Raw genomic sequence first — 15,461 nt, forward strand, 5'->3', positions numbered from 1 at the left:
GGATGAGAAGAAGCTTCTCGTCCTAGGGATTTTTTGTTTTTTTTCCGACGTTTGGTACACTGTAAGTAGAGCGAAAGGTGGAATACAGGATGAAAATTGGTTCACACGTCTCCTTATCGGGGAAAAAGATGTTACTTGGTGCAAGTGAGGAAGCGGCGTCATATGGCGCGACAACGATGATGGTGTATACAGGAGCACCTCAAAATACACGAAGAAAACCGATTGAGGAATTACGGATTGCAGAAGGATTATTGCACATGGAGGCAAATGGGATTGAAGAGATTGTCGTCCATGCCCCTTATATCATCAATCTTGGCAATACGACGAAACCGGAAACCTTTGAATTAGCCGTATCATTCTTGGCAGAAGAAATTCGACGCGCGGAAGCACTTGAAAAGGCGCAACATATCGTCTTACACCCTGGTGCCCATGTCGGTGCCGGTGAGGATATCGGAATTAAACGAATCATCGAAGGATTGAACGAAGTCTTATCTGGAAATGAAAAAGTAAAAATCGCACTCGAAACGATGGCAGGGAAAGGGTCTGAAATCGGGAAGACGTTTGAAGAATTGGCACAAATCATTGATGGGGTCACACACAACGACCGCTTGTCGATTTGCCTCGATACGTGTCACGTCCATGATGCAGGATATGACATCGTCCACGATTTAGACGGGGTACTCGAACGGTTTGACCGGGTCGTCGGTCTCGATCGCCTTGGTGTCATCCACGTTAATGACTCGAAAAACGTCCGTGGTGCGAAAAAAGACCGTCATGAAAACATCGGTTTTGGTGAAATTGGATTTGACACATTACATCGGATCGTCCATCATCAAGCGCTTGCTCATTTACCAAAAATTTTAGAGACACCGTATATCGGGCTTGATCCGAAAAAGAAAGTGGCACCCTATAAAGAAGAAATCGCGATGTTGCGGTCAGGGAACTTTGATGCAGAGTGGCGATTACCGCTCATCGGAACATCCATTTAAACGAGAGAGGTGTAAGGACGTGTGCCATCTACTAGTCGTTGATGAATCAGATTTTGCTTTACGGCAGGCGGTCGTTCATTATTATGAAACGAAGGAACCCTTTTATTTACCAGCAGATTTAGAAGCGGGTGAAGAAGTTTTTTTAGCGACAAAAATGGGGATAATCGCTTATGCGGAAACGTTGTTCAGTGAATATACGACACGCCCATCTGATCCTCACTGGCGAGTAGAGGCAGACGGAGTCGAGCGGACATACGCGTGTCTTGATTTAATTAGCGTCGACTTACATCATCCGTTACTTGGCACACCACTGACAGATTTGAAGGTTGAATCGGGGATGGTTCAGGTGAGTGTTCGTCAACGCCTTGTCGAAGCGTGGCAGTACGGGTATTTCGAAACCGACGTTACGACGATTGAGGAAGCGAAGCAACGCAGGCAGGAGAAATTTCATGAGCGGAATCATATCGGTCAGTTAGCGGAAGCTTGCGAACATTGTGGACAAAAAAACCAGTCCATTTTAGAGTGGCATCAGGAAAACAATCAGTTCCTGACGCTCTGTCCTTCATGCCATCGTTTAGCTCATCAAAGGTCTGAGTCCTTGATCGATGTTGCGGCAACCTCAGATGAACCGTAAGAAAGTTGATAGTGACAAGATGTTCACACATCGAATCACTACCAGCTTTTTTTTATTATAGAAAAACGTGTTATAATCAACAATGATAATTGTTATCAATGAAAAATGTATCAGATGGGGGAACCATAATGATTGATTTAGCAACGATTCCAATCAACAAACCCGTTGTTATGACCAACTTAAATAAAATCGAGGATCGATTACGAAGACGCTTACTCGCGCTTGGTTTTTATGAAGGTTGTCCAGTCGTCGTCAAGAGACGGGCGAGCTTTCAAGGTCCTTTGACAATAGAACAAAGAGATCATCATCAAATGATTGCGATTCGGCGCAGCGATGCAAAAAAGATTGAGGTGTATTCACCATGACGCAACGGATTGCTTTACTCGGTAACCCGAACACGGGGAAGACGTCATTATTTAACCGCTTGACCGGATCATATGCCCATGTCGGCAACTGGTCGGGGGTAACGGTTGATAAAAAAATCGGGAAATTACACGGTGGGCGGGGACAGCTAGTCGATTTGCCCGGCGTCTACGATTTGGACCCGCTATCGGCCGATGAAGCGGTCGTCGCCCGTTTTTTAATGGAAGAACAATTCGACGCCATGATTAATATCATCGATGCATCGCAGTTAGAGCGGAACTTGCAATTGACGGCACAGCTGCTTGAGATTGGAAAACCACTTCAAATTGGATTGAATATGATTGACGTCGCGACTAATCGGGGAACACAGATTGATGCGAGGGCACTCGCGACGGCACTTGGGGTAGAAATATTTCCGATTGTCGCTCGGACTGGAGACGGCTGTGATGTCTTATTAACATCACTCAAGACAGAAGCCGTTACTCCACTGCATATTGACTACGGAGAGGCAACGGAACAGGCGATTACAGAAATTATGGAACAAGCAACGCTGCAATTGAACGAACGCTGGATGGCTGTTCAATACTTGGCTGGGAATCGTGTTTTCGTCGAACACCTGGAGCGACGTTCGTCTTCAATTATCGAAATTCGAAAACAACTCGAAGCTCAACTCGGTCGTTTCATTCATGCCCACATTACAGAGTGTCGCCGAAACTGGGCAATCGCGATGCGAGCGAGTGCTGTCGTCGAGGAGAAGACGGATCAAAAAACGAGGACCGACCGGATTGATGCAGTCGTTACGCATCCGATTTTCGGGTTACCAATCTTTTTCGCCGTACTGTATGGATTATTTCATATCACGTTTAATTGGGTCGGCTCTCCGTTATCGGACCTCTTATCGGCCTTCATCGAAGGACCGCTCTCAGCAGGTGTTGTATGGATACTAAGTGCAATCGGGGCATCTGGATTCATTCAAGATTTATTAATTGATGGCGTCATTGCAGGGGTCGGTGGTGTATTAGTGTTTGTCCCGCAAATCTTCGTCTTGTTTTTCTTCATCTCGTTTCTCGAAGATTCAGGGTACATGGCCCGCGTCGCGATCGTCATGGACCGTTTCATGCAAATGGTTGGCTTGAACGGGAAAAGTTTTATTCCGATGATCATCGGCTTCGGCTGTAACGTTCCTGGTATCATGGCAGCACGTTCGGTCGAAGAAGAGCGGGAACGACTGGTGACGATTTTCATCTCACCGTTCATGTCTTGCTCGGCCCGACTGCCGATTTATGCCGTATTCGCCGGTAGCTTTTTTGCGAGTAATCAAGCATTGATTGTCTTATCACTTTATATTTTAGGAATCGTACTTGCGCTGATTGCGGCAAAAGTATTTTCAAAAATCCTAGCGGCCGAAGATGCGACAAGTCTCTTCATGGTCGAACAACCACCATACCGGGTACCGCAATGGTTGACGTTATGGCGGAGTACATGGCAAAAAGGAAAAGGGTTTGTTCGAAAAGCCGGTACGTTCATCTTTGGGGGATCAGTCGTCATTTGGTTGCTCGCTTATACGGGACCAGCTGGATTCGATGTCAATATGAATGATAGTTTTCTCGCGATGATTGGTGGAGTGATTGCAATGCTCCTCGTTCCAATCGGCTTTGGGACATGGCAGGCAGGTGCTGCCTTAATTACCGGATTTTTGGCGAAGGAAGTCGTTGTTTCAACGATGGCAATCATCTATGCCGTCAATGAATCAGAACTCGGTCGTCAGTTGTCAGGGCAGTTCACGCCACTCAGTGCCTATAGTTTCATGGCATTCGTATTACTGTATGTTCCGTGTCTCGCGACCGTCGCCGTCATTCGACGTGAAGTCGGAAGCGCGAAGCTGACGTGGGTTGCAAGTCTCTATGGATTGTTCGTCGCCTATGGTGTCTCCTTCGTCATTTATCAAACAGGGCTACTACTCGGTTTTTCATAAGCTTGGAGGGAATTACATGCATCTTGTCGATATTTTGATTGGATTGATAATCTTTGGATACGCAGGTTATTCTTTAGTTCGTTTTACGAAAAAGGCGAAAAAGGGAAAATGTGCGACGTGTGAAGTAGAACCAACGTGTAAAACAGCTTGTGATGATGTGAACTGGGATCATGTCATCGCCGAAGCATTGAAGAAATAAAAAAACGTTCGTCTCGTCCTAAAAAAGGGATGAGGCGAACGTTTTTTTGTTTCATTAAAACGGCCAACGATCGGCAACGAATAGAAATACTTTCATTCCGAGGAAGACACCAAAAATTCCGACGATTGCGGGGAAGACAGGTGGTGCCGGGATTGGTAATTTAAGAGCGGTAAAGACGACACCACAAATGATGCCGGCAAGTAGTGATAATAAAATTTGTTGTAGCATGAGTTCCAGTCCTTTCTTCATATAAAAAAACGCTTACACTTTCATTATATGAAGATGTCTGACGTTAAACAACATTTATTTTTGAGGTGATTGTGGCTCGAACGAGATTTTATCTTCCTTTCGTTCAATGGCAATCCATTTGTGTTCGAGTGGGTTTTCGAATGATGGTTTTGATTTTAATTTGTCGTTCGTATAATGTTGAATCAAGATTTGCGATTCACATGCTTGTTTACCACGCGTGACGTAAGCGTATTCTCCATCCGCCCCTTGTTCCCGTGCTTTGATATTGTCCGCCAGTGTCATCGCGAGGCAATCCTTCAAATACTCTTTATGATCTTCATCGATGATCGGGAATAAGATTTCAATGCGTTTGCGCATATTTCGTGTCATCCAGTCGGCACTCGAACAGTAAATCAGTTCTTCTCCGTTATGGTGGAAATAAAAGATTCGTGAGTGCTCCAAGTATCGATCGACGACAGACGTGACTCTGATGTTTTCTGAAACACCTTTGATTTGTGGACGGAGACAACAGACGCCACGGACAATCAGTTCGATGCGGACGCCGGCACGTGATGCTTGATAGAGCTTCGTGATGATTTCTTTTTCCGTCAAACTGTTCATCTTCGCGACGATTCGACCGTTGCCATGTTTTTTATGAAATTTGATTTCGTCATCAATCAATGATAAGAATTTTTCAAGCATCGAATTAGGGGACGTGTGGATCGCATTCCATTTCGGCTGTTCCCCGTATCCGGATAACCAGTTGAAGAAGTTTGTCGCATCTTCCGCTAATTGTTCGCGGACGGTCAATAGACCGATGTCGGTATAGAGTTTCGCCGTTGAATCGTTATAATTCCCCGTCCCGAGATGGACGAAGCGTTGAATTCGTCCTTCTTGAAGGCGGACGATCAAGGTGATTTTGGAGTGCGTCTTTAAGTCACTATACCCATAGATGACGTGAGCACCGACTTTTTCAAGTTGTTTTGCCCACTCGATGTTCTTCGCTTCGTCAAACCGGGCTTTCAGCTCGACGAGAACGGTAACCTGTTTCCCATTTTCGACGGCTGTCTTTAAAGCTTTAATGATAGGGGAATCCCCTGAGACACGGTAAAGCGTTTGTTTGATTGCGAGTACGTTCGGATCATTAGCTGCCTGACCAATCAGACGGACGATTGGATCGAACGTATGGTACGGGTGATGTAACAAATAATCGCGTTGTAAAATCTGATCGAATAAGTTTTTCGATTGTTCGAGCGCAGGTGGTTCGACTGGCATGATCGTTTGATAGATCAAGTGGTCGTACTCGACACCGATTTGACTATAAAAGGCGAAAGCGAACGTTAAATCGATTGGACCGTCGACGGCGAAAATATCGCGATCTTGTAAGTCGAGCACGTCGCGCAACATGTTGAGTAGTTCTGTATTGATGGCATTTTTTTGAATCTCGAGACGAATCCCTACCCCCCACCGGCGTTTTTTTAATTCCTTTTCAATCAGTTTTAAAATGTCATGTGTCCCTTCTTCATGAAACGGGAGGTCGGCATTTCGCGTGATGCGAAATGGCATCGCAGACAGGACACGATAACCTTTAAAGAGCGAATCGATGAAGGAGATAATGACATCTTCGAGTAAGATGACGGCCGTCGTCTCTTCATCGTCGACCGGTAAATCGACGAAACGCGGTAAGACGGCAGGGACTTGGACGAGCGCTAAGTTCCGCTTTGAACCATCCTCTGCTTCGAGTGCAGTCGCGATATTGAGCGACTTCGATGATAACATCGGAAAGGGGCGATAGGCATCGACTGCGACCGGTGTCAGTACAGGGAAAACTTGATCACGGAAAAACGCCTTCACATATTCGGACTGAACTTCGTTTAATTCCTCGTGCTTTAAAAAGAAAATCGACTCTTTCTTTAAAGCAGTACTAATTTCCTTGAATGCCTCATATTGCTGTTCGACGAGCTCTTTTGTTTTCGCGGCAATTGCGCGCAGTTGCTGCTTCGGCGTCAACTGCTGTTTGTTTTCCGGCTTGTTGAACCCGGCCAGGACCTCATCCTTTAATCCACCGACACGTACCATATAAAATTCGTCCAAGTTGGAGCTGAAGATTCCTAAAAACTTCAATCGTTCCATCAACGGATTTCGTGTATCTAAGACTTCTCCGAGCACACGTTCATTAAACTGGAGCCAACTGATTTCGCGATTATTAAAGTAGTCTGGAGAATCGAATTTCATGAAGTAAGACTTCCTTTCGTTTGCAGTTCAATCGACTGGTCGATGACGCGTTCGAGATGTTTCTTTTGTTTTTCGGCTTTTTCGACTTCAAATCCATAATCATGATCACCCGTATCGAGCGTCAGGAGCAGGGCCTCGTTTTCAATGTGCAGTTCGACACTGTCGACGGCGCGACGCTCCGTCACGTCGAGTGCATCGGCAAGCTTAAGAAGTGATCCAAGCAAATCGAACCGCTCGATTGATTTATCGGAAAACCAATCTTTAAATGGTTTCAAGAGTTGTTGCATCCGTTTGGACGATGAATAAGAGCTGACGAGCGCGAGCGCAAGCCGATCTTTATGCGTCATGCCTTTCAAGTCCGTATTCGTCAATAAATAAAAGGTCTGGTTCGACCGCGTATCTGGATTGATATACTGTCCGCAGTAAAGCAGACGACTCGCTGAATCAAGTAATCGTAAATCGGCGGCGCGTTCCGGAATGATGTCGAGTGAGACGAGTTGACGATATAGTGATTTAGCGAGCGTGCCGAGGTAATTCATCCGATCGCGATTGACTTTATAATCACTTTCGAGTTGAAACAGACTTTCTTCGCGGACGTTTTCAACACGGCGTTGGTTACCTTCGTGTAAGTCGTACTCATAGACGAGTCCTTCGCGCAAACCATAGTTACTCATCACGAATTGGTCGGCCTCGATATGTAACGCGAGTTCGTGAATCGCAATCAGGGCAGGTAGGAAGATATCGACTCGATCTTTTGATAACCCTTCAATTTTCCCAAGGTGTTTTGGTGACTTGTCTTCAAGCTCGTCAACGAGTTTTCCGAGTTCTTTTGTCCGGACTTGATATTGATGGATCCCGTGAAGTGGATAATCGAGAGTCGACTGATGGATGCGGACGAAGTTTCGGGCAGAACCACCAACACCGATCAACGGCAATTTTTTTTCTTTAAGCCAAGGAATTTCAGCGAACTGCTCTTTTAAGAATTTAATCAATTTCTTTTGTTCACTTGAGGTCATCGTCTCACCGGAGATGAACTGGCGTGTCAACGTGACGGCTCCGAACGGAAAACTGTGATAGGCGACCATCTCGCGATTTTCGATCAACGTCACTTCCATCGAACCGCCGCCGATATCGACGGAATAACCATCTGTCAAGAAGGTCGAGTTAATGATGGCGAAATAGCCATAGTAGGCTTCTTGCTCGTCGGATAGGATACGCATCGAAAATGGAGTCGTCTGGTCAACAGTCTCAACGATCTCCTGGCGATTCGTGGCATTTCGAATGGCAGCTGTCGCGACGCAGAACGTTTCTTCAACGTTGTGCGTCAAACCGATTTCATGAAACCGTTGGAGTGTGTCAGATAAGATGTCGATTCCCGCTTGATCGAGTGCTCCGTCTTGATCGATATGAGCGGATAGTCGAGCGACCACCTTCACGTTAATTTTTTCGATGTAGCGACCTGAATCGATTGGGTGGAAGATGACGTAACGGATCGAGTTCGATCCGATGTCGATGACTGCTAATTCGTTTTTCAAAGATATCCCGACTCCTTTCACATATAGTAAACTGTTCCCGAAACGATACGGTGAGAAACGGGAGTGTATCTTTCTTTATTGTACCTTGTGACTAACTGAAAAAACGATAACGTTTAAAAAAGTTACATCAGTTGCGTCAGTCAGGGAGCGGGGCTATAATGGAAAAGTTGATAAGACGTAATTATTCCGTTTTAAAAAACGGAAGGAGTGAAGACAAATGAATGAACCGATTATTGAGATTAATCAAGTAACGTACGATTACCCGGATCGCCGTGTATTGAACAATGTGTCATTCACAGTTGAGCAAGGACAATTTCTCGCCATTGTTGGCGAAAATGGATCCGGGAAGTCGACGTTAATTAAATGTATGCTTGGGCTGTTGAACCCGAAAGGATCGATTCGCCTGTTCGGACAAAATCAGTCGAATTTCAATGACTGGTGGCGGATCAGTTATGTCTCGCAAAAGGCGGCTTCGTTTAACTCCGGTTTTCCTGTGACGGTCGCTGAAGTCGTCGAAATGGGGCTGTACGCGAAAAAAGGGTTATTTCGCCGTGTAACGAAACAAGATCGTGAAAAAGTGAAAACGGCGCTTGAGACAGTCGGCATGTGGGAGCGGCGCGACTCGAAGGTCGGTGATTTATCGGGGGGACAACAACAACGCGTCTTTATCGCGCGTGCACTCGTCAATGATCCGGACTTGATGATTCTCGATGAACCGACAGTCGGTGTCGACCAGCGGTATGTCAAAGAATTTTATGAAATTTTAGAAGAACTACGACGTGATAAGAAGCGGACGTTTGTTCTCGTCACCCATGATATTCATTTTGTCAGTAAGCTCGTCACGGACGTCATTCATCTCGTGGACGGACGTCTTGGTTGCAACTGTGGTATTAAGGAATACTGGGAACTTGATGAGCAGACGATTCGTTCACTTTATCCGGTACCGGGACGTGTGCTTGTCCATGAAGGGGAGGGCGTCCAGTGATTGAAGCCTTTATGACATTAAAATTTTTACAGTACGCACTCGTCGCAGCAGTCTTGATTGGGTTTACGGCACCGCTGATTGGGTCGTTCGTCGTCGTACGCCGGATGAGTCTCATCGCCGATGCCTTGTCTCACGTCACACTTGCTGGAATTGCACTCAGTCTGTTGATTTCAGGAATGGTCGCAAGTTTATCCGGTTTGAACCCTCTTTACTTAGGGATTGTGACGGCCGTCATCGCGGCGTTGACGATTGACTGGTTGCGCGCGAAATATAAACATTTTCAAGAACTTGCGATTCCGATCATCATGGCGACCGGGATGGGACTTGGGGCAATTTTTATCAGCTTGGCGAATGGATTTTCAATGGACTTAGTGTCCTTTTTGTTCGGAACGGTCTCGGCTGTCACATTGACGGATGTCTATACCATTTTAATCGTGACGGGAATCGTTATCTTGTTCGTCATCGCTTTTTATAAGGAATTACTTTTTTTATCCTTTGATGAAGAACAGGCGCGTGTCTCGGGTATTCGTTTACGTCTTGTGCATATCTTATTTATGATTGTCGTAGCGCTCGTCATTGCAATCAGTATGCGCGTCGTCGGCATTTTACTCGTCTCTAGTTTAATCACATTACCCGTCGCAGCGGCGCTTCGTTTTGCAAAAAGTTTCAAGACGACGATTTTGTTTGCAATCATCTTTGGTGAAGTCGCGACGGTCGCCGGGTTGATTCTTGCCTATCAATTCGATTTAGCACCTGGCGGAATGATTGTCATGCTTGCTGTTGCTGAACTCATCATCGTGATGTTAGTGGAACGGTTTTGGATTGGAGGAAAAACGCATGCAGAAACAGATCGAACAAGCGCGTGAACAAATGAAAGCTTCCGGATTTAAAGCAACGCCGAAGCGGCTTGATTTACTGGCGTATCTCTTTGAAGCGAACCGGTATGTCAGTGCTCGAGAAATCGCGGAAGAATTACGGACCTCTCATCCGTCGCTAAGTTACGATACGATTTACCGTAACTTAAACGACTTTGCGGAAATCAATATTTTAGAAACGACGGAACTCGACGGTGAAATGAAATATCGTGCTGCTTGTCAGTCGGGACAACATCATCATCATTTAATTTGTCGCGCTTGTGGAAAGACGCAAACGCTGAACGTGTGCCCGATGGAATTAATGTCACCAATCAAAGCGTCTGGTTTTGAGGTTGAAGATCATAAGTTTGAAATCTATGGTCGGTGTGCCGATTGCCAATCTGTCTGACTCAGAATAACTTCTTCTAGAGGATCATATGAGGATGAAGGGGAACAAGTTGATTTTGAACAAAACAATCAAGAAAAAGGGATTGCCATACTTAAGTGGGCAATCCCTTTTTTGGTTTCAGGATCGACTGCCTTTGTTGCATAGTTCGGTGGAAAACGGGAATAGGACGAACAGAGGTGATTGGAATGATCTATGATGCAAATGAAGCAAGACAAATTGATGAATGGGCACGGACGTCGGGGTTGCCGGTCGAAGTGCTGATGGAACGGGCCGGGCAACATGTCGCGGCCGAGATGAAGCAACGGCATACCAAGACGGACAGAATTTTAATCATTTGTGGGACAGGCAACAATGGAGGGGATGGATACGTCATCGCCCGTGAGCTGATTCGAGACGACTATGACGTGACGGTCCAAGCTCCGCTTGGTCCAACCAAGACGGAGACGGCACGGCTCCATGAAACGTATGCTGAAAAATTTGGTGTCGTCGCAGAGCCACCTTGTGGACAATATGATGTAATTATCGATGCGCTCTTCGGAACAGGGTTTGATCCGAAACGAATCAATGAGGTGACGGAAAAAACCTTTGACTTGGTGAAAGAACAGCGTCAGCAAGGAGCAATCGTTTATGCGATCGATGTACCAAGCGGAGTACCGTCTGATGCGGCAACCGATTTTTCTTTGGAAGCGGTTCAAGCGATGCAGACGTTTTGCCTCCACGCCTATAAACGGTCCGCCTTTTTACTGAAGACCGCACCGTTTTATGGAGATGTCGAGCTCGTCGATATCGGATTACCGAACGCAGCGGAATGGGAACTGTTCGAGGAACCGATCGACAGTTTGTTTGAACGGCAACACGATGGACATAAAGGGACCTATGGCACGGCACTTTTGATTGGCGGAAGCGAGACGATGCCGGGTTCGATTCAACTCGCGGCGCGGGCGGCTTTACGAACCGGTGTCGGAAAGTTACAGGTCGCAACAGTCGATTCAGCAAAAATTGGATTATTAATCAACGCGCCGGAAGCGATGGTGCTCAATCAGACGACGGAAACGATTCAAGCGATGCTTGATCAAGTGACGGCTGTCGGAATCGGACCGGGACTGACTTCGGATAAAGTAGCGGACTGGATTGAACTGGCTTTTACTAAAGATATTCCCGTTGTCCTCGATGCGGCGGCACTGATTCGCGAAGATTATCCAGAACGGCGAGCCCCAATCGTTGTAACCCCACATATCGGTGAGTTTGCCCGAATGACGAACAAAGCGGTCGCAGACATTCAAGATGATTTATTTGGAGCAGCGTCGGACTATGCGATGCTCCATCAAGTGACGGTTGTTTTGAAATCGCATGTCATTTTGGTCGCTAAACCGGACGGGGGAGGATACGTCATTTCCGGGGCATCGAGTGGACTTGCAAAAGGCGGCAGCGGCGATACGCTATTTGGCTTGATAACCAGTCTGCTCGCCCAACGTGACTACCACGATCAAGGATCGGTTGAGCATTTAATCGCCATGGGAGTCGCTTGGTATGTACGGGCTTCTAAGCGGATCGAACAACGCATCCATCCAAGTAGTATCGTTGCGACGGATTTGATTGATGAATTGGCACGACGAACCTAACCTTTTCTTAGCGTAGACAAAGTAATAGCGGGAGATAAAAGCGTCTATCTTTTTCGTTGCGTTCCTCGAGCGAGGTGGACAAAAACGTACTTTTCCCATAGGAGTCAACGAAAACGAAGCCTTTCAAACTGTGACGCAGTGAAAGACAAGTCATGCAAAGATTTAGAGCGCGTACCGTCTGAATCGATTCCAAAGCGGAATGTTGCCGCTTTGAATACGAGTCAAGACAGGGAAGCGTGACATGCCTTCATACCCATCCGACTCCTCAAGTTTGTTTACACCCTAAAATCACTTCGAAAAAGAAGTGATTTTTTTATTGACCCGTGACTGTATTACAAGTATCATACAGTCATAAGGTGTATTAGTGTTTTAATACAGTATAACGATGGAGGTGGCAACATGCCGATGCAATTCGATCAACGGAGTCCTGTCTACCTACAAGTCATCCGGTGGTTTAAAGAACGAATCGCGACGGAAGAGTTGAAACGTGGTCAGGAGATTCCTTCACGACGCGAAATCGCTGCTCAACTAGGAATCAATCCGAACACCGCTCAAAAAGCATATAAGGAAATGGAGGAACAACACTTGATTACGACTGAACGAAATGTCCCGAGTAAAATTACGATGGATCCGGAAGTTGTCTCGAAGGTCCGGGCGGAATTGTTAAATGAAGCAGTCGAACAGTTTGTGCATTCAATCCAGGCGATTCAAGTCCCGCTTGATGAAGTCGTCATGAAAATCGAACACCTATACGAAACGAAAGAACGGGGGAAAATCGATGCTTGAGGTACATGGTCTAAAAAAACGCTTTGGACGAAAACGTCCCGTTTTGAACGGTGTATCGTTTTCTGTCAAACCGGATACGTTAACGTGTTTAATCGGTTTAAACGGGGAAGGGAAATCGACGATTCTTAAAGGCATCGTCGGTCTGATTCCGATGGACGCCGGCAGTATCATCGTCGACGGGACGACGTCGCGCGAAAAAATCGCTTTTGTGCCGGACGTCCAGACGATGCCGAGCTATATGACCATCGGGGATGCGCTTACATACATGAACGATTATTATCCGGACTGGAACGAGCAGACGGCAGATGAATTGATGGCGACGTTCAAACTGCTGTCGACGGATAAAATTAATGAGCTCTCAAAAGGAAATCAGGCAAAGGTCAATTTATTACTCGGTTTTGCCCTCGATCGGCCGTATCTGTTGCTGGACGAACCGTTTGCCGGGATTGATTTGTTTACGAAAGAACAGATTGCCTGGATTTTTTCGAGTCATTATATGGAAGGGCGCGGCATCTTGATGACGACGCATGAAATCGTCGAAGTCGAGCATTTGATTGACCGTGTGATTTTTTTACAGGACGGACAAATCATTGATGAACACGATACGGAAGAAATGCGGGAAATTCACGGGAAATCCGTCCAAGACCGGATGCGGGAGGTGTATCAGCGATGAAAAAGTATTGGATGTTAACGAATGAAGAAATCAAACGGAGCAGTAAATTGTATTTAATCGTAGTCGGTGCATTAATCGTGCTTGAACTACTGTCAGTCGTCGTCAAGACGATGTTATACGAACGAAGCATCGAGACGTTCATGCGGATGAACCAAGCCTCCGAACTCGAAGCGGTCAATTCGTATGGAAAATTTTCTTTTGCGGCAGCGACCTCGATTTTTGATTACATCATGATGATTGGTGTCGCATATATCTTAGTACTCGCCTTGCAAATTTGGTACCGTGAATGGATTGGGGAATCAAAACATATCTATCGACTCTTACTTTTACCGGGCAGTCGGGTGTCAATCTACTTTGCGAAGCTGACGACGGTCCTGCTCGTGACGGTGAGTTTAATCGGTTTGCAGTGGCTGACGGTTATCGCAAGTTACGGTCTGTTTGATTGGTTGTTACTAGAATCACATAAATTACCAACCGGTCTGATTAAAGATGGGAGTCTGTTGCAAGTGTTTTATTCGATGAATATCGAGGATGTCTTCATCTTATTGATGATGTCCTGTGCCGTCATCAATCTGTTGTTTTTCATCGTCCTGATTGAGCGGTCGTTCCGAAAATCACGGGCGATGATCCAGCTGATAGCCGAAGCGATGATTTTAATCCTGCCATTCGGACTCGTGATGTATATCACAGAAGGTCCACTGTCCGGTTTATTGTTAAGAGTAGAATACGTGACGTTGTATCTTGTCTTATTATCGATCGGCTTCTTCTATATCGGCTTTAGAAGCATTCGCTTAGTCCAAAACAAACTATCCGTTTAAGGGGGGAACATGATGCGACGCTTTCAATACTTAGTAATGTTACTCGTTATATGTCTAGTGAGTTTGACGAGTTACTATGGTTACACGGCAACAATTCAAACGGCAGACTACACTGTCGAGCACATAACAGGAGACGTAAAGGGAACGAACCTTGCGAAACTGCATCTGATTCTGCAGTCGACAGCGAAAGGTAAAAACGTCTATTCCGATGTATCGTTAGATGGGACAGTCAAAAAAAATGGCGACAATTATCTTGAAGGAATATTTGGGAACAGAGAGTTTAACCCGATTCTAAAAACAGACGCCAAGGATTTTTTACGGGCGGATGAAACGCTCAGTGAAGATGACGACTACCTGTACGGGATCCGTACGGCTGAACAAGAACTGGAATTAAAGATGTGGGATAAACAGACGAAACGGCTGACGGAAATGACGCTCCCGTTTCCATCAAACGTCGAGACGGGGTACGGTACGGGTGCAGTTACCGTCATCAACCGGATGGACAAGACACTTTATATCCAAGTCGATGCGTACAGAAAAAATCACGAGACCACTCAATTGATGCAAGTGGACTATCAACAGAAAAAAATCAAGCCAATCCGACTCGCTTCACCGGCAATCAAAAAGAACGAATTCAGAAACTACTTAACGGCCGGGCCGGATCGCGTTATTTATAGACAACTATTTATTGACGAAAATCAAGTCGGGACGAAAGATGAATACTTTGAAGATGACGGGAAACACGTCCGACCAATCGAGAAGTTAAATAAAACGAATCAATCCTTCGTTGCGATGGGCAACGGCGAACGATTGATCGCTTATAATGAAAATGAAGAAACAAACGAACTGCAATGGACCGTCTATGACACTGCAACGAAGCAAGTGACAAAGGATGCAATCAGGCTTGAAGCGGCGGAGAAAAAGATGGAATCGATTAACGAAGCATTTGCAGACAACCAGTTTTATTTCGTCTCCAAGATGAACGACTATGATTATCAAATTCGTGTCGTCGATATCTTGTCAGGGGACGTCATCTATGTCGGACAGATTCGCGATAAAAATCAAGTGAAGTCAAGCGCCATCATCACCAGCTTTTTTGGATATTAAATCAAATCAGACATGTTCAGCTGTGTAAAAACAGAAGAACATGTCTTTT

At 45.8% G+C, this 15,461-nt stretch carries 16 protein-coding genes; 13 read left to right on the plus strand and 3 right to left on the minus strand.

Going from position 1 to position 15,461, the window contains the following annotated elements; all coding sequences use genetic code 11:
• Positions 1-89 precede the first annotated feature (89 nt).
• The 5 genes from KNP94_RS00965 (at position 90) to KNP94_RS00985 (ending at position 4,160) form a co-directional block, all read left to right on the plus strand.
• Positions 90-989, plus strand: coding sequence for a deoxyribonuclease IV (locus KNP94_RS00965; protein ID WP_088836565.1), 900 nt, complete (start codon positions 90-92; stop codon positions 987-989).
• A gap of 19 nt (positions 990-1,008) precedes the next feature.
• On the plus strand, positions 1,009-1,623 hold the full coding sequence (locus KNP94_RS00970) for a hypothetical protein (RefSeq protein ID WP_088836566.1): 615 nt from the start codon (positions 1,009-1,011) through the stop codon (positions 1,621-1,623).
• 128 nt (positions 1,624-1,751) lie between these two features.
• Entirely contained in the window at positions 1,752-1,988 is a 237-nt protein-coding gene (locus tag KNP94_RS00975) for a FeoA family protein (protein WP_029332956.1), read from the plus strand.
• Entirely contained in the window at positions 1,985-3,961 is a 1,977-nt protein-coding gene (gene feoB / locus KNP94_RS00980; protein WP_215115092.1) for a ferrous iron transport protein B, read from the plus strand. Before KNP94_RS00975 ends, feoB begins: the two co-directional genes overlap by 4 nt.
• 16 nt (positions 3,962-3,977) lie before the next feature.
• Complete coding sequence (locus KNP94_RS00985) at positions 3,978-4,160, plus strand: FeoB-associated Cys-rich membrane protein (RefSeq protein WP_088836568.1); 183 nt, start codon at positions 3,978-3,980, stop codon at positions 4,158-4,160.
• Between the two features lie 54 nt (positions 4,161-4,214).
• On the opposite strand, the gene KNP94_RS00990 is transcribed toward KNP94_RS00985, so the two are convergent.
• From KNP94_RS00990 to KNP94_RS01000, 3 genes are all read right to left on the minus strand, one after another.
• Positions 4,215-4,388 carry a XapX domain-containing protein gene (locus KNP94_RS00990; RefSeq protein ID WP_014969827.1) on the minus strand — a complete coding sequence of 58 codons (174 nt, stop codon included), beginning with the start codon at positions 4,386-4,388 and terminating at the stop codon, positions 4,215-4,217.
• Positions 4,389-4,463: 75 nt separating this feature from the next.
• Positions 4,464-6,623 (minus strand): RNA degradosome polyphosphate kinase, encoded by a 2,160-nt coding sequence (locus tag KNP94_RS00995; RefSeq protein ID WP_088836569.1) that lies wholly within the window; start codon positions 6,621-6,623, stop codon positions 4,464-4,466.
• Positions 6,620-8,158: a Ppx/GppA phosphatase family protein gene (locus tag KNP94_RS01000; RefSeq protein ID WP_214765414.1), complete on the minus strand. Its 1,539-nt coding sequence runs from the start codon at positions 8,156-8,158 to the stop codon at positions 6,620-6,622. Before KNP94_RS01000 ends, KNP94_RS00995 begins: the two co-directional genes overlap by 4 nt.
• A gap of 217 nt (positions 8,159-8,375) precedes the next feature.
• Between KNP94_RS01000 and KNP94_RS01005 the strand changes: the two genes are divergently transcribed.
• The 8 genes from KNP94_RS01005 (at position 8,376) to KNP94_RS01040 (ending at position 15,412) form a co-directional block, all read left to right on the plus strand.
• Positions 8,376-9,143 (plus strand): metal ABC transporter ATP-binding protein, encoded by a 768-nt coding sequence (locus KNP94_RS01005; protein WP_214800979.1) that lies wholly within the window; start codon positions 8,376-8,378, stop codon positions 9,141-9,143.
• Positions 9,140-10,009 carry a metal ABC transporter permease gene (locus KNP94_RS01010; RefSeq protein ID WP_029332962.1) on the plus strand — a complete coding sequence of 290 codons (870 nt, stop codon included), beginning with the start codon at positions 9,140-9,142 and terminating at the stop codon, positions 10,007-10,009. Before KNP94_RS01005 ends, KNP94_RS01010 begins: the two co-directional genes overlap by 4 nt.
• Entirely contained in the window at positions 9,981-10,406 is a 426-nt protein-coding gene (locus KNP94_RS01015) for a Fur family transcriptional regulator (protein ID WP_029332963.1), read from the plus strand. The genes KNP94_RS01010 and KNP94_RS01015 overlap by 29 nt, the downstream gene beginning before the upstream one ends.
• Positions 10,407-10,591: 185 nt before the next feature.
• Positions 10,592-12,028 carry an NAD(P)H-hydrate dehydratase gene (locus KNP94_RS01020; protein WP_215115446.1) on the plus strand — a complete coding sequence of 479 codons (1,437 nt, stop codon included), beginning with the start codon at positions 10,592-10,594 and terminating at the stop codon, positions 12,026-12,028.
• 399 nt (positions 12,029-12,427) lie between these two features.
• Entirely contained in the window at positions 12,428-12,814 is a 387-nt protein-coding gene (locus KNP94_RS01025) for a GntR family transcriptional regulator (protein WP_088836572.1), read from the plus strand.
• Positions 12,807-13,487, plus strand: coding sequence for an ATP-binding cassette domain-containing protein (locus tag KNP94_RS01030; protein ID WP_088836573.1), 681 nt, complete (start codon positions 12,807-12,809; stop codon positions 13,485-13,487). Before KNP94_RS01025 ends, KNP94_RS01030 begins: the two co-directional genes overlap by 8 nt.
• On the plus strand, positions 13,484-14,305 hold the full coding sequence (locus tag KNP94_RS01035; RefSeq protein WP_215115093.1) for a hypothetical protein: 822 nt from the start codon (positions 13,484-13,486) through the stop codon (positions 14,303-14,305). Before KNP94_RS01030 ends, KNP94_RS01035 begins: the two co-directional genes overlap by 4 nt.
• Positions 14,306-14,317: 12 nt before the next feature.
• A complete protein-coding gene (locus tag KNP94_RS01040; protein WP_215115094.1) occupies positions 14,318-15,412 on the plus strand; it encodes a hypothetical protein in 1,095 nt (364 codons plus the stop codon).
• Positions 15,413-15,461 lie beyond the last annotated feature (49 nt).

It is taken from the genome of Exiguobacterium sp. s80 (genome assembly GCF_018618725.1).
Lineage (GTDB): Bacteria > Bacillota > Bacilli > Exiguobacteriales > Exiguobacteriaceae > Exiguobacterium_A > Exiguobacterium_A oxidotolerans.

What these genes read in the sequence shown, in the direction of transcription:
- KNP94_RS00965 (WP_088836565.1), top strand. Translation starts at nt 90, where the DNA reads ATGAAAATTGGTTCACACGTCTCCTTATCGGGGAAAAAGATGTTACTT.
- KNP94_RS00975 (WP_029332956.1), top strand. Translation starts at nt 1,752, where the DNA reads ATGATTGATTTAGCAACGATTCCAATCAACAAACCCGTTGTTATGACC.
- feoB (WP_215115092.1), top strand. Translation starts at nt 1,985, where the DNA reads ATGACGCAACGGATTGCTTTACTCGGTAACCCGAACACGGGGAAGACG.
- KNP94_RS00985 (WP_088836568.1), top strand. Translation starts at nt 3,978, where the DNA reads ATGCATCTTGTCGATATTTTGATTGGATTGATAATCTTTGGATACGCA.
- KNP94_RS00990 (WP_014969827.1), bottom strand. Translation starts at nt 4,388, where the DNA reads ATGCTACAACAAATTTTATTATCACTACTTGCCGGCATCATTTGTGGT.
- KNP94_RS00995 (WP_088836569.1), bottom strand. Translation starts at nt 6,623, where the DNA reads ATGAAATTCGATTCTCCAGACTACTTTAATAATCGCGAAATCAGTTGG.
- KNP94_RS01005 (WP_214800979.1), top strand. Translation starts at nt 8,376, where the DNA reads ATGAATGAACCGATTATTGAGATTAATCAAGTAACGTACGATTACCCG.
- KNP94_RS01015 (WP_029332963.1), top strand. Translation starts at nt 9,981, where the DNA reads ATGCAGAAACAGATCGAACAAGCGCGTGAACAAATGAAAGCTTCCGGA.
- KNP94_RS01020 (WP_215115446.1), top strand. Translation starts at nt 10,592, where the DNA reads ATGATCTATGATGCAAATGAAGCAAGACAAATTGATGAATGGGCACGG.
- KNP94_RS01025 (WP_088836572.1), top strand. Translation starts at nt 12,428, where the DNA reads ATGCCGATGCAATTCGATCAACGGAGTCCTGTCTACCTACAAGTCATC.
- KNP94_RS01030 (WP_088836573.1), top strand. Translation starts at nt 12,807, where the DNA reads ATGCTTGAGGTACATGGTCTAAAAAAACGCTTTGGACGAAAACGTCCC.
- KNP94_RS01035 (WP_215115093.1), top strand. Translation starts at nt 13,484, where the DNA reads ATGAAAAAGTATTGGATGTTAACGAATGAAGAAATCAAACGGAGCAGT.
- KNP94_RS01040 (WP_215115094.1), top strand. Translation starts at nt 14,318, where the DNA reads ATGCGACGCTTTCAATACTTAGTAATGTTACTCGTTATATGTCTAGTG.